This window comes from Streptomyces sp. NPDC007983, assembly GCF_042958345.1.
Taxonomy (GTDB): domain Bacteria; phylum Actinomycetota; class Actinomycetes; order Streptomycetales; family Streptomycetaceae; genus Streptomyces.
In genome coordinates this window covers 35447-60724 of record NZ_JBIBJI010000011.1, presented here as the reverse complement: position 1 = coordinate 60724, position 25278 = coordinate 35447, and the positions used below count along the sequence as shown (strand labels likewise).

9 protein-coding genes are annotated in these 25278 nt (G+C 72.5%); 1 reads left to right on the top strand and 8 read right to left on the bottom strand.

The window, feature by feature from the left end; translation table 11 throughout:
• Window positions 1-18: 18 nt before the first annotated feature.
• Window positions 19-4998 carry a type I polyketide synthase gene (locus ACFZCY_RS29565; protein ID WP_391179834.1) on the top strand — a complete coding sequence of 1660 codons (4980 nt, stop codon included), beginning with the start codon at window positions 19-21 and terminating at the stop codon, window positions 4996-4998.
• A gap of 85 nt (window positions 4999-5083) precedes the next feature.
• On the opposite strand, the gene ACFZCY_RS29560 is transcribed toward ACFZCY_RS29565, so the two are convergent.
• From ACFZCY_RS29560 to ACFZCY_RS29525, 8 genes are all read right to left on the bottom strand, one after another.
• Window positions 5084-5941 carry an alpha/beta fold hydrolase gene (locus tag ACFZCY_RS29560; RefSeq protein WP_391179832.1) on the bottom strand — a complete coding sequence of 286 codons (858 nt, stop codon included), beginning with the start codon at window positions 5939-5941 and terminating at the stop codon, window positions 5084-5086.
• A 154-nt stretch (window positions 5942-6095) separates the two neighbouring features.
• Entirely contained in the window at window positions 6096-6434 is a 339-nt protein-coding gene (locus tag ACFZCY_RS29555; protein WP_391179829.1) for a phosphopantetheine-binding protein, read from the bottom strand.
• Between the two features lie 68 nt (window positions 6435-6502).
• Window positions 6503-10426, bottom strand: coding sequence for a beta-ketoacyl synthase N-terminal-like domain-containing protein (locus ACFZCY_RS29550; protein ID WP_391179827.1), 3924 nt, complete (start codon window positions 10424-10426; stop codon window positions 6503-6505).
• Complete coding sequence (locus ACFZCY_RS29545) at window positions 10423-11853, bottom strand: FAD-dependent monooxygenase (protein ID WP_391179824.1); 1431 nt, start codon at window positions 11851-11853, stop codon at window positions 10423-10425. The genes ACFZCY_RS29550 and ACFZCY_RS29545 overlap by 4 nt, the downstream gene beginning before the upstream one ends.
• Before the next feature lie 25 nt (window positions 11854-11878).
• On the bottom strand, window positions 11879-12346 hold the full coding sequence (locus ACFZCY_RS29540; RefSeq protein ID WP_391179821.1) for a nuclear transport factor 2 family protein: 468 nt from the start codon (window positions 12344-12346) through the stop codon (window positions 11879-11881).
• Complete coding sequence (locus ACFZCY_RS29535) at window positions 12336-12875, bottom strand: nuclear transport factor 2 family protein (protein WP_391179818.1); 540 nt, start codon at window positions 12873-12875, stop codon at window positions 12336-12338. Before ACFZCY_RS29535 ends, ACFZCY_RS29540 begins: the two co-directional genes overlap by 11 nt.
• Window positions 12868-18618 (bottom strand): SDR family NAD(P)-dependent oxidoreductase, encoded by a 5751-nt coding sequence (locus ACFZCY_RS29530; protein WP_391179815.1) that lies wholly within the window; start codon window positions 18616-18618, stop codon window positions 12868-12870. Before ACFZCY_RS29530 ends, ACFZCY_RS29535 begins: the two co-directional genes overlap by 8 nt.
• 54 nt (window positions 18619-18672) lie before the next feature.
• Window positions 18673-25272: an SDR family NAD(P)-dependent oxidoreductase gene (locus ACFZCY_RS29525; RefSeq protein ID WP_391179813.1), complete on the bottom strand. Its 6600-nt coding sequence runs from the start codon at window positions 25270-25272 to the stop codon at window positions 18673-18675.
• Window positions 25273-25278 lie beyond the last annotated feature (6 nt).

Below are 25278 nucleotides of genomic sequence, written 5' to 3'. Positions count from 1 at the left end.
TAGCGTGAGTGAGGACTGATGTCGGGTACGGAAGAGAAGCTCCGCCACTACCTGAAGCGGGTCACGGTGGATCTGGGGCAGGCCCGTCAGCGGGTTCGGGACCTGGAGGAGCGTTGCCAGGAGCCGGTGGCCGTGGTGAGCATGGCGTGCCGTTACCCCGGCGGGGTGGGCTCGCCCGAGGAGTTATGGGAGCTGGTGTCCTCGGCCGGAGACGGGATCGAGGAGTTCCCCGCCGACCGCGGCTGGGACCTGGAGGGCCTGTACCACCCGGATCCCGACCACCCCGGTACCAGCTATGTCCGGCACGGTGGATTCCTGCACGAGGCCGACCGCTTCGACGCCGAGTTCTTCGGCATCAGCCCGCGCGAGGCGCTCGCGATGGATCCGCAGCAGCGGCTGCTGCTGGAGGTGTCCTGGGAACTGCTGGAACGAGCGGGCATCGACCCCGCCTCGCTGAAGGGCAGCCCGACAGGTGTGTACGCCGGGGTGTCCAGCCAGGACTATCTGACCCGGATGCCCAGGATCCCCGAGGGCTTCGAGGGGTACGCCACCACCGGCAGCCTCACCAGCGTGGTGTCCGGCCGGGTGGCGTACACCTTCGGGCTGCAGGGGCCCGCGGTGACGGTGGACACCGCGTGTTCGTCGTCCCTGGTGGCGATGCACCTGGCCTGTCAGGCGCTGCGCCAGGGCGAATGCGACCTGGCGCTCGCGGGCGGGGTCACCGCGCTCACGACCCCGACCGCGTTCGCCGAGTTCTCCCGGCAGCGCGGACTGGCTCCGGACGGGCGCTGCAAGTCCTTCGCCGCGGCCGCCGACGGCACCGGATTCTCCGAGGGCGTCGGGCTGGTACTGCTGGAGCGGCTGTCGGACGCACGCCGCCACGGCCACCGGGTGCTGGCGGTGATCCGTGGTTCGGCCGTCAACCAGGACGGCGCCAGCAACGGCCTGACCGCCCCCAACGACGTGGCGCAGGAGCGGGTGATCCGGCACGCGCTGGCCAACGCACGCCTCGCCCCCGACCAGGTGGACGCGGTGGAGGCGCACGGCACGGGGACCTCGCTCGGCGACCCGATCGAGGCGCATGCGCTGCTGGCCACGTACGGCCGCGACCGACCGGCCGACCGGCCCCTGTGGCTGGGCTCCCTCAAGTCGAACATCGGTCATGCCCAGGCCGCGGCGGGCGTGGCCGGTGTGATCAAGATGGTGATGGCCCTCCGGCAGGAGACGCTGCCGGTCACCCTGCACATCGACGAGCCGACGCCGCATGTGGACTGGGAGGGCGGCGGAGTACGGCTGCTCACCGAACCGGTGGCGTGGCCGAGGGGCGGGCGACCGCGCCGGGCGGGAGTGTCCTCCTTCGGCATCAGCGGCACCAACGCCCATCTGATCCTGGAGCAGGCGCCCGAGCCGCCCGAGCCTGCCGCAGAGGCTGTACCGGACGCGGACGCCGACGACCTCACCGCGTGGGTGCTCTCCGCCCGTAGCCAGCGAGCCCTGCGGGGACAGGCGGCGGCGCTGGCGGCACGGGTGGCGGAGGACCCGCGGCTGCCCGCGGCCGATGTGGGCTGGTCGCTCGCCACCACACGGTCGCTGTTCGACCACCGGGCCGTCGCCCTCGGCGAGGACCGGGACGCGCTGCTGGCGGCCGCCACGGCGCTCGCCGCCGGCGACGCGCACCCGGGCCTGGTCCACTCCGGTGCCGCCGCCGTGGCGGGTGAGCCGGGCCCGGTGCTGGTGTTCCCGGGCCAGGGTTCGCAGTGGCCGGGCATGGGGGCCGGGCTGCTCGACGCCTCGCCGGTGTTCGCCGCGCGCGTGGCGGAGTGCGAGCGGGCGCTGTCACCGTACGTCGACTGGTCGCTCACCGATGTCCTGCGCGACGCTCAGGGCGCTGCCGAGATGAGCCGGGTGGATGTGGTGCAGCCCGTGCTCTGGGCCGTGATGGTCTCCCTGGCGGCGGTGTGGGCCGGGCACGGGGTGACGCCCGCGGCGGTCGTGGGCCACAGTCAGGGCGAGATCGCGGCGGCCGTGGTGGCGGGGGCGCTGTCCTTGGAGGACGGTGCCAAGGTCGTGGCGCTGCGCAGCCGGGCGTTGCGCAGGCTGGCGGGCGGCGGGGCGATGGCGTCTCTCGGCCTGGGCCATGAGCAGGCGAGCAAGCTGCTGGCCGGGCTCGGCGACGGGGCCGCCGAGCTCGGGGTGGCGGCCGTCAACGGCCCTTCCTCCACCGTCATTTCGGGGCCTCCGGCACAGGTGGCCGACGCGGTGGTCGCCTGCCGGGAAACGGGCGGGCGAGCGCGCCTGATCGACGTGGACTACGCCTCCCACGGCCCGCAGGTCGACGACATCGCCGGTGAACTGACCGAGGTTCTGGCCGGAATCCGGCCGAGCGCGTCGAAAGTGGCGTTCTACTCCACCGTCACCGGCGGACGGCTCGACACCGTCACCCTGGACAGCGGTTACTGGGTGACGAATCTGCGGGAGCCCGTACGATTCGCCGACGCCATCGAGGGGCTGCTGGCCGATGGCCACCGGGCGTTCATCGAGACCAGCACCCACCCCGTGCTGACCATCGGCATGCAGGAGACGTTCGAGCACACGGGCGTCGAGGCCGTCACCGTGCCCACCCTGCGCCGCGACCACGGTGGCAGGGCCCAGCTGATCCAGTCCCTCGCCCAGGCGTTCACCGCCGGGGCCACGGTCGACTGGACGACCCTCCACCCGACCGGCCCGGCGGCCCCGCGCACCGTCGACCTGCCCACCTACGCCTTCCAGCGCGAGCGGTACTGGCTGCCCGACGCGGTGCCGACCCACGCGACGCCGAAGGCGGACGAGGACGAGGAGCGGTTCTGGGCCGCCGTCGACGGTGAGGACCTGCGGGCCGTCTCCGACACGCTGCGGCTCCCCGACGACCATGGCGCGAGGTCGGCATGGGGCACGGTGCTGCCGGTGCTCTCCGCGTGGCGGCGCGAGCGGCGTGAGCGGTCCGCCGTGGACTCCTGGCGCTATCGGATCCAGTGGCAGCCCCTCTCCGACCTCACCGACAACACTCCGGACGGCGCGCACACCTGGCTCGTCGTCCGCCCGGCCGACGGCGCGCACGGCTGGGTGGACGCCTGCGTCCAGGCGCTGAGCGTGGGCGGCGGACAGGTGGACGAGCTGACCGTAACCGAGGACACCGACCGGACACGGCTCACGAAGCTGCTGCACGACCGGTACGCCGATGCGGAGCCACCGACCGGTGTCCTGTCCCTCCTGGCACTCGACGCCTCCGCACACCCTGGGCCGCACGGCGCGGCCGCCACCGGTCTGACCGGCACGCTCACCCTGCTGCAGGCGCTGGTGGACGCGAACGTCACGGCGCCCCTGTGGTGCGTCACGCGAGGGGCGGTGTCCGTCGGAGACACCGACCCCGTGGCCGCTCCGGCACAGGCCCAGCTCTGGGGGCTCGGCCGGGTCGCCGCCCTCGAACACCCCGCACTGTGGGGCGGACTACTCGACCTTCCCGCGACCCCCGAAGCGCTGGACCCGGCCCGGCTGCGGGCACTGCTCACCGGGGCGTCCGGCGAGGACCAAGTCGCGCTACGACCCTCGGGCGCGTACGGGCGACGGCTGGCCCCCGCCCCCATCGGCGGCGGTTCGCCGCCACGGACCTGGACGCCGCGCGACGCCGTGCTCATCACCGGCGACACCACCGGCCCCGCGGCCCACATCGCCCGATGGGCTGCGGCCAATGGCGCGAAGCGCCTGATCCTGCTGGGCCATCAGGACGGAGAGGGGAGCGCCGCGCTGAAGGCCGAGCTGGACGGGCTCGGCGCCGAACTGACGGTCGCCGACCGCGCACCAGGCGACCGGGCGGGGGCCATCCGTACCATCGAACAGTTGGTTTCGGAGGGCGCCCGGATCGGGACGGTCGTGCACACCCCGACCTCCGGTGCGCTGGCACCGCTGACGGAGCTGACACCGGAGTGGCTGGCCGATGAGATCACCGCTCAACTCGCGTACGTACAAGAGGAGGTTGAGGCGGCCTGCGGTCTCGGCCCCGACGACACCGTGATCCACTGCTCCACCGTCGCGACGGCATGGGGCAGCAAGGACCACGGCTCGTACGCCGCCGCAACCGCCCACCTCGACGCGCTCGCGCAGCACCGGAGGGCCGAGGGCCGGGCCACCGTCTCGATCGCCTGGGGGCTGTGGGATCTGTCGGACGCCGCCGATACGCGGCACCCTTTGGCCCCGTACACCGAGCGTTCCCGGCGCCAGGGACTGTCGCCGCTGGATCCGCGGCGGGCGCTGAACGCCCTGCGGCACGTGCTCGACCACGACGATCCGCAGATGACGATCGCCGATGTCACCTGGGAACGCTTCGCGCCCCTGTTCACCCTCGCCCGGCCGAGCAGGCTGTTCGACACGGTGCCCGCCGCCCGCCAGGCCATCGAGGCCGCGCAGGAGCCCGCCGAGGGGGAGGCCGGCCAGGACGGCGCCGTGGCGCTGCGCGAGGAGCTGGCCGCGCTGGACGAGGACGAGCGGGCCGGGAGGCTGCTCGCCCTGGTACGCGGCCACGTGGCCGCCGTACTGCGCTACCCGGCGGCGGAGGCGGTCGACCCGGGGCGGCCGTTCAAGGAACTGGGCTTCGACTCGATCGCGGCGGTGGAGCTCAGGAACCGGCTGCGTGCCGCCACCGGGCTGAGCCTGCCGACGACGGTGGTCTTCGACTATCCGACACCGGAGACCCTGGCGGGCTCTCTGCTGGCTCAACTGGCCCCGGAAGAGCCCGCAAGCGCCCATCCGGGGCTCGGACACCTCGACGCGTTGGAGGCGGCGCTGGCCGGAATGGCGGCCGAAGACCCGCGGCGCGCCGGTCTGGTGAACCGGCTGCAGGGCCTCCTGTGGAAGTACACGGCCACCGCGGGCGAGGAAGGGGCACCGGCGGACGAGCAGGACCTGGCCGCCGCCACCGCCGACGAAGTGTTCGCCCTCATCGACCGCGAATGGGGAACCTGAGCGGCCGGGGCCCGACAGCCCTCGTCAAGGACCCCCGTACGGCTCGCCGTACGGGGGTGCTTCGCGAGGCCGGTGTCATCGGACGTCAGAGGGCCTGCCGGACGGTATGGGCCAGGCCGAGCAGGTCCTCCGCCACCCGCTGGGGATGCTGGGCGTGCAGATCGTGCTCCGAGTCCAGGTATTCGCGCATGGTCGCACCGCGCAGCGTGGCCGTGGTGGCCTCGATCCGGGACCGGATACGGTCGGCCCACTGCCGGTCCGCGCCCTTGGGGATGGCGGGCATCAGCAGGGTGGGCACCGAAATGGCCGGGTACCACGGGCTCGGTGGCTCGTCCCAGATGCTGCGCAGCATCGACGTGTGCTGTTCGAGGGTCATACGCCGGGACAGCGAACCGTCCGAGTTCTCCCGCATGGTGGCCACGGCCGCTTCGATCGCCGCCGGGGACCAGTCGGGGTGAATGTCCCGGAAGTAGTCACTCACGCTCTGCACGGTGGCGCCGTCCAGCGCGGGCGGGCGCAGCGCGCCGGCGAACGCCTCCCATGAAGGGAAGGCCTTGGCGGGTTCGAGCCAGCCGCCGTCGACCAGGGCCAGCCCCGCCACCAGCTCGGGATGCTCGGCGGTCAGCCGCACCGACACGTTGCCGCCGTAGGAGTGCCCGGCCAGTACGACCCCGGACAGCTCGAGGGCGGCGCAGGCCGCCACCAGGTCCGCGACGGCGGTCTGCGTGTCGTACCCCTTCTCCGGGGTGTCGGAATCGCCGTGGCCGCGCAGGTCGGCCGCGTACACCGGATGGCCCGCGGCGGCCAGATGATCGGCGACCTCGTCCCACATGCGGGCGTTCGAGGCCATGCCATGCACCAGGAGGAATGCGGGGGATGCGGTTCCAGGCCGGTGTCGGAAATGTAATTTCACATCGTCGGTTACGGGCACGGAAAGATCCATACAGAAATTCTAGCCGGATCACCATGGGTGATTCGAGATCCAGCGCCGGTCAACTGATAGCGCATTAGCGGCACTTAAGCGTGCAAGGGACCGGAAGACGCCGGGCGGGAGGGAATGGTCCCCCTCCCGCCCGGCGTCGGCGTATCGCGGCACGCTATGCCGTCGCGCCATCCCCGCTGTTGACCGCCGCGTACGCCTCGGCGAGATAGTGGCCGAGCCGGGCGGGGGTGGGATATTCGAGAATGGCGACCAGCGGAATTTCCACGTCGGTGAGCGTCATCAGCTTGCGGGTGAGTTCGAGCGCGGTCAGCGATGTGAGCCCGTTCTCGAGGAAATTGCTGTTGTCGTCGATCGGGGTGGGGGAGAGGATGTCGGCGAGTTGTGTCCGTACGGTCTCCCGCAGGATGTCCTCGCGCTCCTCCGCCGTGGCGATGGCCAGTGCCTGGTGCAGGGCCGCGCCGTCGAGCTGGGCCTCGCTCTGTTCCGTGTGCATATCGGATCCGTTCGGTTGGGGCTCGGAGGAATCGCCGGGGGCGCTGCCATTGACCGCCGTGAACGCGTTCATCGTTTCTCCCGCCTGGTGGGTGCTTCGTCGATGTCCGCGATGACCACGGACACCGTGTCCTCCACGACCGCCTGCCGCAGCAGGGCGGCCGCCGCTCGGGGGGACAGTGCGGACGTTCCCGTGCCCCAGCACACCGAGGTCGCCGGAACGCCCCGCGCCCGGCACTCCTGCGCGAGCGCGTGCAGATAGGCGTGGGCCGGAGCCTGGTTGCCCAGCCCCGGGCCGGGCAGCACACCCACGGCCGAGGAGCTGAGGACAAAGGCCGACAGGTCGCTCTTCAGACTCAGAGCGCACAGATTCCTGGCCGCCGCCACCGCTGTCGGCCACGTGCGCTCGATCCGCGCCGCGTCCAGCGGCCCGGTCTCATCGGGTGGCGGCACCGCGAGATGCAGCACCGCGGTCAGCGGCGCGTCGGCCGGAAGAGCGGCCATGGCGGTGGCGAGCGCGTCCGCATCGGCCGGGTCGACGGTGGCGACGGACACCTGTGCGCCCGAGGCGGACAGGTCGGCGAGCAGATCGTCGTCCGGGGCCGTGGTGTCGAGGAGGAGCAGACGGTCCGCGCCCGCTCCGGCCACCCAGCGGGCGGTGTGCGCGCCCAGGGCGCTAGCCGCCCCCGTGATCAGCACCGTGCCCTGCGCCGTCCAGCCTCGCGTCGCCGATCGGCCGTCGGTGGTGGCCCGCCCGGGCGCGTCACGCGCCAGACGTCGCGTGAAGCAGCAGTCGGCGCGCACGGCCACTTCGCCCTCGCCGTGGAGACCCGCCAGGACGCTCGCCAGTCGCCGTCCGGCCCGGGCGTCGAACCGGTCCGGCAGATCGACCAGGCCGCCCCAGCAGCGCGGACGTTCCACCGCGAGCGCGCGGCCCAGGCCCCAGAGCTGGGCCTGTTCCGGACGGCTCAGCGGATCCCCGCGACCGACGCTCACCGCGCCGCGCGTGGCCACCCACACCGGGGCCTCGATCCCGGCCCGCTCGACCGCCTCGACCAGCGAGATGGTCGGGGCGAGCGCTGGGCTTCGGCCGTCCTCGGCCGGGGGCCGCGTCTCCTCCAGGGCCGACAGCGAGAGCACACCTCCGACGAACCGCCCGGTGGCGGCGTCGGATATCCGCTCGGCGAGGGCACGGACCGACGGGCCGTCCGGCCCGAGTTCGACGATGTCGGCACCGTGCTCGCGCAGCGCGGCGACAACGGAGTCGACGGCCGGGCCGTCGGCCGACGCGACCAGCCAGGTGCCGGACAGCCGTGGTGCCACCACCTCGGTCATGGCTTGCCAGGCGATCCGGTGCCGCCACTGCCGCTGCCGCCGCCAGGTGGCCAGCGCGGGCAGGATCTCCCGTAGCAGGTCGTGCCGCTCCGCGGGCACATTCAGGGTCCGGGTGAGGGCCGCCATGTCCGCGTGCTCCACGGCGTCCCAGAACTCGGTGTCCACCCATGTCTCGGTCACCGGTGCGGGATCCGTGCGCGATGCGTTCTCCAGCCAGAACCGCTGCCGCTGGAAGGCATAGGTGGGCAACGGGACGGTACGTGGTGGTGTGGCGCCGACGAAGAGGGCGGCCCAGTCGACGGTGGCGCCCGTGGTGTGCAGCCGCGCCAGCGCGTACATCAGCTCGCGTACCTCCGATCGCTCGCCGTCGCCACCGAACGGCGACAGCACCAGTGGCGCCACCTCGTCCGGCAGACCACGCCCGGGCCCCAGCTCCCAGACCACATCGGCTTCGCCCGGGTTCGGAGCTTCGGGGCGCGGGCCGGCCGTGTCGCGGTCGCACCAGTAGCCGGGCGTGCTGATCCGCTCGTCGACGGGCAGACCGGTGAGGCTGTCGAGGACCGGGATCGCCGGGCGGCAGAGGGACACCGTGCCGATGGCCCGGGGGAGTTCGCTTGGACCGGCAGCGACTAGGCGGCAGGCGTCGGAGAGGCCGAAGACACCGGCGACATGCGCGGCGGCGATCGCACCGACGGAGTCACCCGTCACCGCATCGGGCCGTACCCCGGCGGCGTCCAGCAGCCGGACCAGCGCGATGTGCAGCGCGAACAGCCCGGCTTCCGAGCCCGGCGGCGGACGTTCCCCCGCCCTCCCCAGCAGTGCGCACACCTCGTCGAAGGCGGCGGCGAACACCGGGAAATGGTCGTACAGTTCGCGGCCCGCCCCCGTACACCGTCCGCCTCCGCCGTCGAACAGGAACTCCGTCCGGCTCGCCGTGGCAGTCGTCCCGCCGGTACCGACCACACCCGGCCCGACCACGGCCGGATGCGGCTCACCCACGGCCAGCGCCTCCAGCCCCGCCCGTAGCTCGTCGTGCCCCTCGCCGACCACCACGGCCCGGTGGTCGAACACCGAACGCGTCGTGGCCAGCGACCACCCCACATCGCGCGCTGACACGCCCGCATCCCGGGCGGTATGGGCGGCCAGAGCCCGTGCCTGGCCACGTAACGCCGCCGCACCACGCGCGGACAGCACCCAGGGCACCACTCCGCCGGGCGGAACATCACCGGCATCGAAATCAGAACAGGGGGGCGCCTGCTCCAGGATCAGATGGGCGTTGGTGCCGCTCGCGCTGAAGGAGGACACCCCGGCGCGCCGCGGGCCCTCGTCGCGTACCGGCCACGCCGTCCGCTCGGTCAGCAGCCGCACCGCGCCCCTGCGCCAGTCGGCCAGCCGGGTGGGCCGGTCGATGTGGAGGGAGCGCGGCAGCACCCCGTGCCGCATGGCCATCACCATCTTGATGACACCGGCCAGCCCGGCGGCGGCCTGGGTGTGCCCGATGTTCGACTTCACCGACCCCAGCAGCAGGGGCCGGCCGTCCGGCCGCTCCTGACCGTAGGTGGCCAGCAGCGCCTGCACCTCGATGGAATCGCCGAACGCGGTACCGGTGCCATGCGCCTCCACCGCGTCCACCTCGGCCGCCGACAGCCCGGCGTTCGCCAGCGCGTCCCGGATCAGTTCCTGCTGGGCCGGGCCGTTCGGCGCGGCCATGCCCGTACTGGCGCCGTCCTGGTTGATCGCCGAACCGCGGAGCACCGCGAGCACCTGGTGGCCGTGGCGCCGCGCGTCGGACAGCCGCTCCAGCAGCACCAGACCGGCGCCCTCCCCGTACACCATGCCGTCGGCCGCGTCCGCGAAGGACTTGCACCGCGCGTCGGGGGCGAGTTGCTGCTGGCCGGAGGCCGCCTGGAACACGCTCGGGGTGTACATGAGCGCGGCTCCGCCGGCCAGCGCCAGGGCACATTCCCCCTGACGCAGGGACCGCGCGGCCAGATGCATCGCCACCAGTGACGACGAACACGCCGTGTCCAGGGTGACGGCCGCGCCCCGCAACCCCAGGGTGAACGCGATCCGGCCCGATGCGACGCTTCCGGCGCTGCCGTTCCCCACGTGCCCCAGCAGATCGTCCGGGATCTCGCTCAGCCGTGCGGCGTAGTCGTGGTACATCACGCCCGTGTACACGGCGGTGGAGCTGCCGCGCAGCGTCAGCGGATCGATGCCCGCGCTCTCCGCGGCCTCCCAGGCCAGCTCCAGCAGCATCCGCTGCTGCGGTTCGATGGCCGCGGCCTCACGGGGGCCGATGCCGAAGAACTCCGCGTCGAACGCGCCCGCGTCATAGATGAATCCGCCCGCGCGCACGTACGAGCTGCCATGGTGGCCCGGATCTGAGTCGTGGAGCCGCTCCAGATCCCAACCGCGGTCGGTGGGAAGGCCGGAGACGGCGTCCCGTTCACCGGCCACCAGATCCCACAGCTGCTCCGGTGTGCTCACCCCGCCGGGGAAGCGGCAGGCCATGCCGACGATCGCGATCGGCTCCTCCCGTTCCGACTCGCGTTCCGACTCCCGCTCCGATCGCAGATCCCGCAGCTGCCGCCGGGCCTCGTGCAGCTCGGCCGTGGTCCACTTGAGGTAGTCGACGAGCTTTTCCTCGTTCGTCATGACGGTCGCCCGGCCACCGTGCTGCGCGGATTCAGATCCACCAGGGCGAGTTCTTCGGGGCGCAGCGGCGGCGCGGTGAGTTCCGGCAGCGGCCGGTCCTGCTGCATCAGCGACAGGAAGCGACTGGTCGCCAGCTCGGACTGCGGGGCGGCCAGGCTGATCACATCGGTCACCACGTCACACACCGCGGAGGCACGAATCGCCCGGTCGGAGATGAGGTCGGAGAAGCGCTGCCGCGCCACCGCCCCGCCGGTCAGCCGGGGATCCGTCACATTGGTACGGCAGTTGACGTATTCGACGTCCTTGGACGCGGCCATGATCCACGGGTCGTCCACCACGGCGCTGACGGCCTGCTGCACCCGCCGGGTCCGCGCCGGGTCGTATCCGGACCGTTGCAGCTCCGCGTCGAGCGCGGCGGCACCGCGTGCGGCGGCGCTCATCCCATGGCCGTAGATCGGGTTGAACGCGGCCAGCGCGTCCCCGAGGACGAGCAGCCCTTCCGGCCAGGTGTCCAGCCGTTCCGGATACAGCCGACGGTTGGCGCCGACTCGGGAGACCGCCACCGACGTCAGCGGTTCGGCCAGGGTGATGAGGTCGGCGACGAGCGGATGGCGCAGGGTCCGGGCGTACGGCAGGAAGTCGTCGTCGTGCGTGGGCAGCCCGGCGCCACGGGTGCAGGACAGCGTCACCATCCAGGTGCCGTCCTCCTGCGGGTAGACCACGCCGAAGCGGCCGGGCTCACGCACCCGGTGGTCGGCGGCCACGTTGACGGCGGGGAATCCGGTGGTGGCCCCCGGCGGCGCCCGGAACACCCGGGTGGCGTACGCGATGCCGGCGTCGACGATGTCCTCCTCGACCGGGGGCAGTTCCAGCGCCGACAGCCAGTGCCGCAGCCGGGATCCACGCCCCGAGGCGTCGACCACCAGGTCCGCTTCCAGGGTTTCCAGGGCCCCGGTGTCCATGTCCCGCACCTGCGCCCCGGCGACCCGTTTGCCGTCTCCGGCCAGGTCGAGGATCTCGGCGCGTGACCGTACGGAGATCCGCCCGGCCGCAAGGATCTGGTCGCGGACGATCCAGTCCAGGAACGGCCGGGTGCACATGATGGCGTACTGCCGCGGCGGAAAGCGGTGCTGCCAGCCGTGCGAGGTCAGCGTCACCAGGTCCTCGTGAAATCCGACCCGGCGGGCGCCCGCGCCCAGCAGCCGGTCGATCGTGCCCGGCAGCAGCGCGTCGACGATGCGGGCGCCACTCGACCACAGCACATGGACGTGGCGCGCCTGGGGCGAACCCTTGCGGTGACGGGGCCCGTCCGGCAGCACATCGCGCTCCACGACGGTGACGCTCTCCAGATGGCGGGCGAGCACATGCGCGGCCAACATCCCCGCCCAGCCGCCGCCCAGGACAATTCCGCGCTTCGGTTCGGTCATGGTTCTGCTTTCGTCCCTTCACCACTTACATCGGACTGGGGCTGCCCTTGGCCTGGACCATCCGAGCGAGGTTCTGGGTGACGGCCATGAAGTGCGCGACGCCGGTGAGTTCGGGGCCATCACCCACTTTGGTGTCCGTGATGCCCCAGAACGCCTGGGCGTGATGGACCAGACCGTCATCACCGAGCTCAATGACACCGATGATGTTGAAGGTCAGTTTCGTCGGCGCGTAGACCGTGACCGTGGTCGGCACCGCCGCCCGCCGGCCGTCCATCGAAGTGACCGGGCGGCCCGGCGTCTCGTGCACCTGGCATTCGATGGACCACGCGATGTGCTCGCGGAGCGCCTCCTTACCGATCAGCGGCGGCGCGCCGACCGGGTCCTCGAAGACGATGTCGTCCGAGAACAGTGCGAGCACGTCGTCCACATCACCGGCGTTCATGCGCCGCGCATACTCCACGGCCATCTTCTTGAGGGTCGCCTCATCGGCCATGAACGCCTCCTGTGCGATTCCGCGGCCGCGGATCGTCAGATCGCGGGGTGCCGCTCCGGGATGCCGGTGCCGGTGCCGGTGCCGGTGCCGATGCCGATGTCGTGTCGATGTCGGACCTCCCCCAGAACTTCCGCAGCTCCTGAATGAGGCCACCGGTCCCCGCGCGCACCATCAGCACGTAGTCCCAGGTGATGCGGGCCTCCTCGGGAGTGTCGGGCGCCGTCAGCCAGCCGTGGTCGGCGAATCCTGGCCCCTTCGGGAGGTAGCCCATGGTGGCGGTGACGGGCACCAGCGCATGCACACCGTCCTGCCCTGCCACCGGCTCACCGGGAACCTCGGCGATACCAGCCGCGGCCAGCTCCTCGAAGTGCGCCCGCAGTGCGTCGCGCCCGCTCCGCGCGCCCGAGCCGACCGGATCCTCGAAGGTGACCTCGTCCGCGTACAGCTCCAGCAGCCCGTCCACGTCCGCGGCGTTCAGCCGACGGCTGTGCTCGAGGATGAGCCTCTTCCGGCTTCGTTCGTCAATCAACGTGTGCTCCCATGTGCTCTCCGTCGCTGTCTCCACGGCCAAGGTCCTGGTCGATGAACTGGAAGATCTCGTCGGCGCTGGCGTCCTGGATGCGGCCGCTCACCGGGCCGCCCTCCGCCGGGCCGCCGTGCAGGGCGTCCAGCTTCGACAGCGTGCTCCGCAGGCGCTTGCGCAGCGCGTCCCACGCCGCCTCGTCCCGGGCGGCGGTGAGCAGCGTGCCCTCCATCCGCTCCAGCTCGCCCAGCACCGGGGTGAGCGGATCCACGTCCCCCGGCGCCAGCTCGGTGTGCAGATGCGCGGCGAGGGCGGCCGGGTTGGGCTGGTCGAAGATGAGCGTGGTGGCCAGCCGCAGCCCGGTGACGGCGGTCAGCCGGTTCCGCAGCTCGATCGCGGTCAGCGAGTCGAAGCCCAGGTCCAGGAAGCCGCGCTCGGCCGGAATCCGGCCGGGATCGGAGTGGCCCAGCGCGGCCGCCGCGTGCGTGAGCACCAGATGGAGCAGCACCCGGTGCTGCTCGTCCCGGGGAAGCGCGGCAAGGTGGCCGGACCAGTCGGTGTGCGCCCGGCCGGTGGCGGCGGTGCGCCGCGCCGGACCGCCACCGGTGAGCGCCCGCAGCGGGGCGGGCAGGGTGAGTGCGGGCTGCCCGGCCAGCGCTCGTACGTCCAGGTCGATGGCGACGAGATGCGGCGCGCCGTGCCGGACGGCGGCGTCCAGCAGCCCCAGCGCCCGTTCACCGGACATCGCCCCGATGCCGGAGCGGGCCATCCGGGCCCGGTCCGCCTCGCCCAGGTGTCCGGTCATGCCACTGGCGTCGGCCCACAGGCCCCAGGCCACCGACACCCCCGGCAGGCCGACGGCGCGACGGTGGGCGGCCAGGGCATCGCAGAACGCGTTCGACGCGGCGTAGTTGGACTGCCCCGACGAACCCAGAGTGGCCGCCGTCGAGGAGAACATCACGAACAGGGCCAGCGGCAGATCCGCCGTCGCCGTGTGCAGATGCGCCGCGGCCGTCGCCTTCGGATCCCACACCCGGGCCAGCCGCTCCGGAGTCTGGGAGGTGAGCACGGCGTCGTCCAGCACACCGGCGGCGTGGACGACACCGGTCAGCGGGTGCGCCGGGTCGACCCCGGCGACCAGACCCGCCACCTCCGCCCGATCGGTGACATCGACAGCGCGGATTCGTACGTGGGCACCCAACTCACCCAGTCGACCGGCCAGTTCGCCGGCGCCAGGGGCCTGCGGGCCGCTTCGGCCGACGAGCAGCAGATGCTTGACACCCCAGGTGCGCACCAGGTGTTCGGCGACCAGACCGCCCAGCGTCCCCGTCCCGCCGGTGATCAGCACGGTGCCGTCCGGATCGAGTACCCCACCGGCGCCCGGTGCTCCCTCGGCGTCAGCGGGAAGCGCGGCACTGGCACCGGCACTGGCACCGGCACTGGCACTGGCACCGGCGCGCCCCAGCCGGGGCACCAGGACACGTCCCGTACGCACCGCAACCTGCGGCTCATGCAGCTCCACCGCACGGACGACCGCCCCTGCGGCGGCGCCGCGTTCGGCGCCCGGATCGAGGTCGAGCAGAACGAACCGTTCGGGATTCTCCGACTGGGCGCTACGGATCAGCCCCCACGCCCCCGCCCCGACCGGATCCACCGCCACGTCCTCACCGGAAGCCACCGCGCCGCGCGTGACCACCACCAGCCGGGCATCGGCCAGCGCCGCCCGCCCCAGCCACCCCCGCACCAGTCCCAGCAACCCGTCCACCGCCCGCAGACCGTCCCGGGCGTCGGCCACGTCCCCGGATGCGTGGCAGGCCGTCAGGACTACCGACGGAGCGGGCACACCGGCGTCGATGTCCGCGATCAGCGCATCCAGGTCCGGATAGCGTGCAACGTCCTGGTCCGTGCCGTCCTTCTCAGCGCCCTGTGCCACCGAGACCGCCAGGCCCAGCGGATCCTCGCCCAGCACCACCCAGTCGCCGTCACCCACCACCGACCGCGCGGACGGCGCCGTGGCGGGCACCGGAAGCGGAGTCCAGCCCAGCGTGAACAGCCCGTCCACCCCGCACCCCGCCGCGGCCCCCCGCAACCCCTCGGTACCCGCCGGGCGCGTGACCAGCGAGTCCACCGTCAGAACCGGCGCACCCACCGGATCGGCCACCGTCATCCGCAGCGCCTGCCGCTCCTCGTCGCGGGACAGCCGGACTCGCACGCTGGTCGCCTCGGACGCCCACAGGGACACACCGTTCCACGCGAACGGCAGCCGTACGCGGTCGTCGTGCTCCTGCCCCTCCGGCCGGTCCATGAGCAGCGACGGATGCAGCGCCGCGTCCAGCAGCGCCGGGTGGATCGCGAAGCCACTCCGGTCACCGGCGGCATCGGGCAGGACCACCTCGGCCAGGATGTCCGCGCCGTGCCGCCAGGCGGCGGTCAGGCCCTGGAACGCCGGTCCGTACCCGTAACCGGCCGCCCGCACCTGTTCGTAGAACCCGTCGATGTCCAGCGGCTCCGCGCCCACCGGAGGCCATACGCCACCCAGCCCCTCCGCCTGCCCGGGGGCGTCGGCGGGCGGGGCCAGCACACCCGTCGCGTGACACACCCACTCCGCGGGGCCCCGTGTGTCATCCGGGCACGTGTACACGGCCACGTCCCGCCGCCCGTCCTCCGCCACGGCGCCCGCCACCACCTGCACCCGCAAACCCCCGGACGCGGGCAGCACCAGTGGCCGCTGCAGCGCCAGTTCCTCCACGCCGCCACAGCCCACCTCATCGGCCGCCCGCAGTGCCCACTCCACCAGCACCGCTCCCGGCGCCAGCACCGCCCCCGCCACCACATGCTCAGCGAGCCACGGATGGGTCCGCGGTGACACACGGCCGGTCAGCAGACGCGTGGTCCCCTCGGCCAGCTCCACCGCCGCGCCCAGCAGCGGATGGCCCGCGGACACCAGCCCGAGACTGGCCGGATCGCCACCGGGCCCGGACGCTCCGTCGAGCCAGTAGCGTGCGCGCTGGAAGGCGTACGTCGGCAGGTCGACCACGCGGGGGGCCGGGTCGGTCGGGAAGCAGCGGGACCAGTCCACCTCGACGCCTGCCGCGAAGGCCTGGGCCACCGACCGCGCCAGCTGCGCCCTCCCGCCGTGGTCGCGGCGCAGCGTGGGCACCGTGATGGCCCCGACGCCCGCTTCCTCGAAGGTTTCCTGCAGGCCGACGGTGAGTACGGGGTGGGTGCTGGCCTCGATGAACACGCGGTGGCCGTCGTCCAGCAGGGCCCGTACGGCATCGGCGAACCGCACGCGCTCGCGCAGGTTCGTCACCCAGTAGCCGGAGTCCAGACCGCTGGTGTCGATCCGGCCGCCGGTGACGGTGGAGTAGAACGCCGCTTCCGCCTGGGCCGGTTCGATACCGGCCAGGAGATCGGTGAGTTGGTCGGTGATTTCGTCGATCTGGGGGCCGTGTGAGGCGTAGTCGACGTCGATGAGGCGTGCTCGGCTACCGGCTTCTTGGCATGCTGTCACCGTGTGGGCGATGTGGTCGGGTGGGCCGGATACGACGACGGATCCGGGTCCGTTGACGGCGGCCACGCCGACGCCCTCGGCCGGCCGACCCAGGCCGGTCAGGAATTCCTCGGCGTGGTTCTGGCTCATCGCGAGGGAGGCCATGGCTCCGCCGCCTGCGAGTTTGCGTAGGGCCTGGCTGCGGAGGGCTACGATCCTGGCGCCTTCGTCCAGCGACAGGGCACCGGCCACTACGGCTGCGGCGATTTCTCCTTGGCTGTGGCCGATGACGGCTGCCGGGGTGACGCCGTAGTCGTCCCATACGGCGGCCAGCGAGACCATGACGGCCCACAACACAGGCTGTACGACGTCGACGCGGCCGAGGTCGGCGGCGCCAGGGTTGCCGCGTAGAACGTCGGTGAGGGACCAGTCCACGTGCGGGGTCAGGGCCTGTGCGCATTCGGCGACGCGGGCGGCGAACACGGGGGAGTCGTCCAGCAGTGCGGCGCCCATACCGGCCCACTGCGAGCCCTGCCCCGGAAACACCAGCACCGGACCTGTGCCGCCCATAGCCACCGCGCTGCCGAGCTCGACCACCCCGGGGTGGGTATCACCGGTGGCCAGCGCCGTCAGCCCCGCCATCAGTTCGTCGCGTTCCTCGCCCAGGACCACCGCGCGGTGGTCGAACACCGACCGGGTGCGGATCAGCGACCATCCCACCTCGGCGGGCGTTACGTCCGTGTCGGCGGCCACCCGTTCGGCCAGCGCCCGCGCCTGACCCCGTAACGCCTGAGCGCTCCGCGCCGACACCACCCACGGCACGACGCCGACGTCATCGGTGCCCGGTCGCGCGACGGCCCGTCCCGCCTCCTCCGGCGCCTCTTCCAGGATCAGATGGGCGTTGGTGCCGCTGATCCCGAAGGAGGACACGCCCGCGCGGCGTGGACGGTCGTCCGCCGCCCAGGGGACCTGTTCGGTCAGCAGCCGTACCTCACCGGCGGTCCAGTCCACATGCGGGGTCGGCTCGTCGATGTGCAGCGAGGCGGGCAGCAGCTCGTGCCGCATCGCCATCACCATCTTGATGACACTGGCCACCCCGGCCGCGGCCTGGGTGTGCCCAAGGTTGGACTTGACCGAGCCGAGCCACAACGGCCGACCGTCCGGCCGGTCCTGTCCGTACGTGGCCAGCAGCGCCTGCGCCTCGATCGGGTCGCCGAGCGTCGTACCGGTCCCATGCGCCTCCACCGCGTCCACCTCGCGGGGCGACAGCCGGGCGTTGCCGAGCGCCTGCCGGATGACCCGCTGCTGGGAGGGCCCGTTCGGCGCGGTCAGCCCATTGCTCGCCCCGTCCTGGTTGACCGCCGAACCACGGATCACCGCCAGCACCCGGTGGCCGTTGCGCCGCGCGTCCGACAGGCGCTCCAGCAGCACCAAACCGACACCCTCCGAGAAGCCGGTGCCGTCCGCGGCCGCCGCGAACGCCTTGCACCGCCCATCCGGCGACAGCGCGCGCTGACGGGAGAACTCGGTGAAGCCGCCCGGCGTCGCCATCACCGTCACCCCGCCGGCCAGGGCCAGGGTGCATTCGCCCTGCCGCAGCGCCTGAGCCGCCATATGCGTCGCCACCAGCGACGACGAACACGCGGTGTCCACCGTCACCGCCGGGCCCTCCAGACCGAAGGAGTACGACACCCGCCCCGACACCACACTGCCGAGGTTTCCGGTGGCGACATAGCCCGCCGCGTCACCGGTCGTCTGCCCGATGAGCGAGAGATAGTGGTACGAGTCCACCCCCGCGAACACCCCGGTGTCGCTCCCGCTCAGCGCGTCGCGGTCGAGACCGGCGCGCTCGAACGCCTCCCACGCCGTCTCCAGCAGCAGCCGCTGTTGCGGGTCCATCGCCGCGGCCTCGCGCGGACTGATCCCGAAGAAGTCGGCGTCGAAGTCGGCCACATCGCGGAGGAAGCCGCCCTCGCGGGCGCTGCTCGTCCCGGCACGCTCGGGATCGGGGTCGTAGAGGCCGTCCAGATCCCAGCCGCGGTCCTCGGGAAAGGACGAGATGACGTCCGCCCCCTCGCTCACCACCCGCCACAGGTCCTCCGGAGAGGCCACGTCACCGGGGAAGTGGCAGGCCATCCCGATGATGGCGATGGGCTCCCGGGCCCGCTCATCGACCTCGCGCAACTGCCGTTTGGCCAGGCGCAGATCGGCCGTCGCCCGCTTCAGATAGCTGCGGAGCTTCTCGTCGTCCGTCATATCACATCAACCCGATCGTCACGGCCGTCTGGATTCATCGGAGGGCGGGGAAGGTCAGCGGAGACTGTCGTCGAAGGGGGCGTTCAGCTCGCCGTCGAGCACCTGGAACAGCTCCTCGTCGGTGGCCGATTCCAGATCGTCCCCGGGCGCATCCGCGGCCTCCCCGGTGCCCTCGTCCACCCTGCGCAGCAACTCCCGCAGCCGCCCCGCGATCCGCGTCCGCTGCTCCCGGTCGTCGGCCACCGCGCCCAGGGCCGCGCCGATGGCGTCCAGATCGGCGAGGATGGAGCCGGACCGGGCCGCCCCGGCCGGGGCCAGCAGCTCGTCCAGGAGCCGGACGACCGCGGTGGGTGTGGGGTGGTCGAAGACCAAAGTGGCGGGCAGCCGCAGCCCGGTGGCGGCGCTCAGCCGGTTCCGCAGCTCGACGGCGGTCAGGGAGTCGAAGCCGAGTTCCCGGAAGTTCTGCGCGGGGTGGATGGAGTCCGCCGCGTCATGTCCCAGCACGGTCGCGGTATGGCCGCGTACCAGTTTGAGGAGCGCCTGCTGCCGGTCCTCCTCGGGGAGCGCCGCGAGCGACCGCGCCGGATCCGTGGCGGACACCCCGTCGGCACCGGCGGCTTTGGCGGCCGCCTGGGGCGCGCCGCCGCGCACGAGGGTGCGGAAGAGGGCCGGTGGTTCGGCGTCCCGGGCCTGACGGCGCAGGGTGGCCAGGTCCAGGCGGATGGGTGCCAGCATGGGCAGACCACTGGTGAGGGCGATGTCGAGCAGGGCGAGTCCCTGCTCGGTCTCCAGCCCCAGGATGCCCGCCCGCGCCAGTCGGGCCCGGTCGGCGTCGGTCATGTCCCCGGTCATCCCGGTCGCCTGCTCCCAGTAGCCCCAGCCCAGGGAGATCGCGGGCAGCCCCTGGGCGTGGCGGTGCTGGGCCAGGGCGTCCAGGAAGGCGTTGGCGGCCGCGTAGTTGCCCTGGCCCGCGGCGCCGAGCAGCCCCGCGGCGGCGGAGAACAGCACGAACGCTGAAAGCCCCAGGTCCCGGGTCAGCGCATGCAGATTCCAGGCCGCGTCCGCCTTCGCCCGCAGGACGTCGTCGACCTGGGCGGGCGTCAGCGCCTCAACCGTGGCATCGCGCAGCAACCCGGCGGCATGGACCACCGCGGTGAGCCGATGGCGCTCGGGAAGGGACTCCAGCAGCTTGGCGAGGGCCGCTCGGTCCGCGGCGTCACACCTGGCGACGGTGACGTGCGCGCCTTGTTCGCTCAGCTCCGCCGCCAGCTCGGCGGCGCCCGGCGCGTCCAGCCCCCGGCGGCTGACCAGCAGCAGCCTCCGTACGCCATGGCGGGCCACCAGATGGCGGGCGGTGGCGGCGCCCAGGGTGCCGGTGCCACCAGTGATCAGGACGGTGCCCTCCGGATCGAAGGCCTGGGGAATCGCCAAGACGATCTTGCCGATGTGGCGTGCCTGGCTGAAGTGGCGGAACGCCTCGAGAGCCCGGCGGATGTCCCACACCGTGGTGGGCAGCGGCCGCAGCGTTCCGTCCTCGAACAGCACCGACAGCTCCGCCAGCATCTGCTGGATACGGTCCGGACCGGCACCGCTGACGAGGTCGAACCCACGGTAGACCACCCCGGTGTGCTCGGCGCCGACCCGGGCGGGGTCACGGATGTCCGTCCTGCCCATGTCGATGAACCGACCACCGGGTGCCAGCAGCCGCAGCGACGCGTCCACGAAGTCACCCGCCAGCGAATTGAGCACCACATCGACGGACCCGGCGGCCTCACGGACACGATCCTCGAAGTCCAGCGCGCGGGAGGAGGCGATGTGGCGGTCGTCGAAGCCACGGGCCCGCAGCGCATGCCACTTGCCGGGGCTCGCCGTGGCGTAGACCTCGGCCCCCCAGTGCCGGGCCAGCTGCACGGCCGCCAGACCGACTCCACCCGTGGCCGCGTGCAGCAGCAGCTTCTCTCCGGAGCGCAGCCCCGCGAGATCGGCCAGCCCGTAGTACGCGGTGAGAAAGGCCGACGGGATGGTCGCTGCCTGCGCGTACGACCAGCCGTCCGGCATCCGCGTGATGAGCCGACTGTCGGTGACGACCAGCGGCCCGGTGCCGTTGAACAGGCCCATCACCCGGTCACCCACGGCGAACCGTCCGGTGCCCGGGCCCACTTCGACCACCACGCCCGCGCCGTCGCCACCGAGCGGCCGCGGGTCCTCCACCATGCCCAGCGCCACGACGACGTCATGGAAGTTCACCCCGCCCGCGTGCAGCGCCACCCGCACCTCGCCGGGGCCCAGCGGGCGCGTGTTGTCGGGGCAGTCGACGAGGGCGAGATGATCCAGGCTGCCGTGTCCGGTGAGCCCCAGCCGCCACACCGCCGGGCCATCGGGCGGGGTGAGCCGCCTGGCCGCGTCGTCATGGGCGAGCCGGGCCACATACGCCTCGTCGGCCCGCAGCGCGATCTGCGGCTCGCCCGACGCGACCGCTCCGGCCACCGCCCGCGGCGAAGGGTCTGGCTCATCCAAATCGAGCAGCAGCAGACGGCCGGGATTCTCCGACTGCGCGCTGCGGACCAGACCCCAGGCGGCGGAAGCGGGCAGGTCATGGATGTCGTGATGGCCGTGGGTGGCGACCGCGCGCCGGGTGACGACGGCCAGCCGGGAGCCGGTGAACTCGGGAGCGGCGAGGAAGTCCTGCAGCAGGGCGAGCACTTCGGTGCCGATGCGATGTGTGTGCTCGACCGGGTCGGCGCCCGGGGGAGTGGTGACGGTGGCGAACACGACGTCGGGCGCCGGTGCGCCATCCGCCGTGGCCGCCCGGACGGCGCCGAGTCCGGGATGACGAACGGCGTCGGGCAGGGCGACGGCCGGCGTTTCCGCGCCGGACTCGAGGACGGCCGTACGGAGCGCCGGGCCACCCTCGGGATCCCCCTCGGGCAGGGGCATCGGCACCCAGCTGAGCTGGAAGAGCGCGTTGCGGCCGACGGAACGGCCCCGGCTCAGCCGTCCGTCCTCCGGTACGGGCCGCAGAATCAGATCGTCCACGGTCACGACCGGTGTGCCGACCGGATCGCAGACCAGCAACGTGAGCCGGTCCGGCGCGGTGGGGGTGATGCGCACCCGCAGGGCGTCGGCGCCGGTGGCGCACAGCCGCAGACCGCTCCAGGCGAAGGGCAGGAGAACCCGCTGCGCCTCCTCGGAATCGGGGGCGACGTTCAGGGCGCGGGCGTGCAGGGCGGCGTCGAGCAGGGCCGGGTGGACGCCGTAGCCGCCGGCGGAGGCGCGTTCGCCCTCGGGCAGCGCCACCTCGGCGTACAGGTGGTCGTCCAACCGCCATGCGGCGGTGAGCCCCTGGAAGGACGGGCCGTAGGCATAACCGTGGTCGGCGAGCCGGTCGTAGAAGTCCTGCACGGGCAGCGGGGTGGCTCCCGGCGGCGGCCACACACCGTCTAGCGCTAGCGGGGCGGTGGCGGGCGAGGGGGCGAGCCCACCGGTGGCGTGCCGCGTCCACGCCGCGTCACCGCTCTCGGCGGCGGGACGGGAATGGATGGTGACGGAGCGCTCACCGTCGTGGCCGGGGGCACCGACGACGACCTGGACATCAACCGCCTCGCCGTCCGGTACGACCAGGGGCGCGGCCAACGTCAGCTCGGACACCTGGTCACAGCCGGTCCGGGCGGCGGCATGCAGGGCGAGTTCGGCGAAGGCGGTCCCGGGCAGCAGCACGGTGTCCAGCACCCGGTGGTCGTTCAGCCAGGGGTGGGTCTGCGGCGACAGCCGCCCGGTCAGCAGGTGGGTGCCGCCCTCGGCCACTTCCACGGCGGCACCGAGCAGCGGATGCCCGGCGGACACCAGACCCAGCTCCGCCGGATCGCCACTGGGCCCGCCCCGGCGGTCGAGCCAGTAGCGTGCGCGCTGGAAGGCGTACGTCGGCAGGTCGATCACGTGGGGGCCCGGGTCGGTCGGGAAGCAGCGGGACCAGTCCACCTCGACGCCTGCCGCGAAGGCCTGGGCCACCGATCGCGCCAGCTGCGCCCTCCCGCCGTGGTCGCGGCGCAGCGTGGGCACCGTGATGGCCCCGACGCCCGCTTCCTCGAAGGTTTCCTGCAGGCCGACGGTGAGTACGGGGTGGGTGCTGGCCTCGATGAACACGCGGTGGCCGTCGTCCAGCAGGGCCCGTACGGCATCGGCGAACCGCACGCGCTCGCGCAGGTTCGTCACCCAGTAGCCGGAGTCCAGACCGCTGGTGTCGATCCGGCCGCCGGTGACGGTGGAGTAGAACGCCGCTTCCGCCTGGGCCGGTTCGATACCGGCCAGGAGATCGGTGAGTTGGTCGGTGATTTCGTCGATCTGGGGGCCGTGTGAGGCGTAGTCGACGTCGATGAGGCGTGCTCGGCTACCGGCTTCTTGGCATGCTGTCACCGTGTGGGCGATGTGGTCGGGTGGGCCGGATACGACGACGGATCCGGGTCCGTTGACGGCGGCCACGCCGACGCCCTCGGCCGGCCGACCCAGGCCGGTCAGGAATTCCTCGGCGTGGTTCTGGCTCATCGCGAGGGAGGCCATGGCTCCGCCGCCTGCGAGTTTGCGTAGGGCCTGGCTGCGGAGGGCTACGATCCTGGCGCCTTCGTCCAGCGACAGGGCACCGGCCACTACGGCTGCGGCGATTTCTCCTTGGCTGTGGCCGATGACGGCTGCCGGGGTGACGCCGTAGTCGTCCCATACGGCGGCCAGCGAGACCATGACGGCCCACAACACAGGCTGTACGACGTCGACGCGGCCGAGGTCGGCGGCGCCAGGGTTGCCGCGTAGAACGTCGGTGAGGGACCAGTCCACGTGCGGGGTCAGGGCCTGTGCGCATTCGGCGACGCGGGCGGCGAACACGGGGGAGTCGTCCAGCAGTGCGGCGCCCATACCGGCCCACTGCGAGCCCTGCCCCGGAAACACCAGCACCGGACCCATCCCTGAGTCGGCCGTGGCCATCGCACCGGCCGGTTCCACCACGGCCGGGTGTGACTCGCCGGCGGCCAGCGCTGCGAGCCCCGCCATCAGTTCGTCGCGTTCCTCGCCCAGGACCACCGCGCGGTGGTCGAACACCGACCGCGTGCGGATCAGCGACCATCCCACCTCGGCGGGCGTTACGTCCGTGTCGGCGGTCACCCGTTCGGCCAGCGCCCGCGCCTGACCCCGTAACGCCTGAGCGCTCCGCGCCGACACCACCCAGGGCACCACACCGATGCCGCCCGGGTCCGGTTGTGCCGCGGTGTGTTCCATCTCCTCGGGGGCTTGCTCCAGGATCAGATGGGCGTTCGTGCCCGAGATCCCGAAGGCGGACACCCCGGCCCTGCGAGGTCGTTCTCCCCGAGGCCACCGGACCGGCTCCGTCAGCAGCCGTACGCCCCCCGAGGTCCAGTCCGCGTGGGGGGTCGGTTCGTCGATATGCAGGGAGGCGGGCAGCAGCTCGTGCCGCATCGCCATCACCATCTTGATGACACTGGCCGCACCCGCGGCGGCCTGGGTGTGGCCCAGGTTCGACTTGACGGAGCCCAGCCACAACGGCCGGTCCTCCGCCCTTCCCTGTCCGTACGTGGCCAGCAGCGCCTGCGCCTCGATCGGGTCGCCGAGCGTCGTACCGGTGCCATGACCCTCCACCGCGTCCACCTCGGCGGTGGACAGGTGGGCGTTGGCGAGCGCCTGCCTGATGACCCGCTGCTGGGAGGGTCCGTTCGGCGCGGTCAGCCCGTTGCTCGCCCCGTCCTGGTTGACCGCCGAACCACGGATCACCGCCAGCACCCGGTGGTTACGGCGCCGCGCCTCACTCAGGCGCTCCAGTACGACGAGCCCGGCGCCTTCGCCCCAGCCGGTACCGTCGGCCGCGGCCGCGAAGGGCTTGCACCGGCCGTCGGGGGCCATACCGCGCTGCCGGGAGAACTCGATGAACGCCCCGGGAGTGGCCATCACCGCCACGCCACCGGCCAGCGCCAGGTCGCATTCGCCGTGGCGCAGCGCCTGACAGGCCAGATGGATGGCCACCAGCGACGACGAGCACGCCGTGTCCACCGTGACCGCGGGCCCTTCCAGACCCAGTGAGTACGCCACCCGGCCCGACACCACGCTGCCGAGGTTTCCGGCCCCGACGTAGCCCTCCACCTCGCTGGTGATGTTCCCGATGACCGACAGATAGTCGTGGGAACCGATCCCGGCGAACACACCGGTGTTGCTGCCGTTCAAGGTGTCGCGACGGAACCCCGCCCGCTCGAACGCCTCCCACGCCGTTTCGAGGAGCAACCGCTGCTGGGGGTCCATGGCCAGCGCCTCACGCGGGCTGATGTCGAAGAAAGCGGCGTCGAATTCGGTCGCGTCGTAACAGAATCCGCCCTGGTCCACATAGGACGTGCCGTACTGCTCGGGATCCGGATCGAAGAGTTCGCCGAGCGCCCAGCCCCGGTCCGTCGGAAAGGCGGAGATGGCGTCATCACCCCGCGCCACCAGCTGCCAAAGATCCTCGGGTGATCGCACCCCGCCCGGATAGCGGCACGCCATTCCCACGATCGCGACCGGCTCCGGCTCGGCGGAATCGATCTCGCGCAGACGCTGGCGGGTCTGGCGCAATTCGGCCGTGACCCACTTGAGGTGATCGAGAAGCTTCTCTTCGTTGGACATCTGACG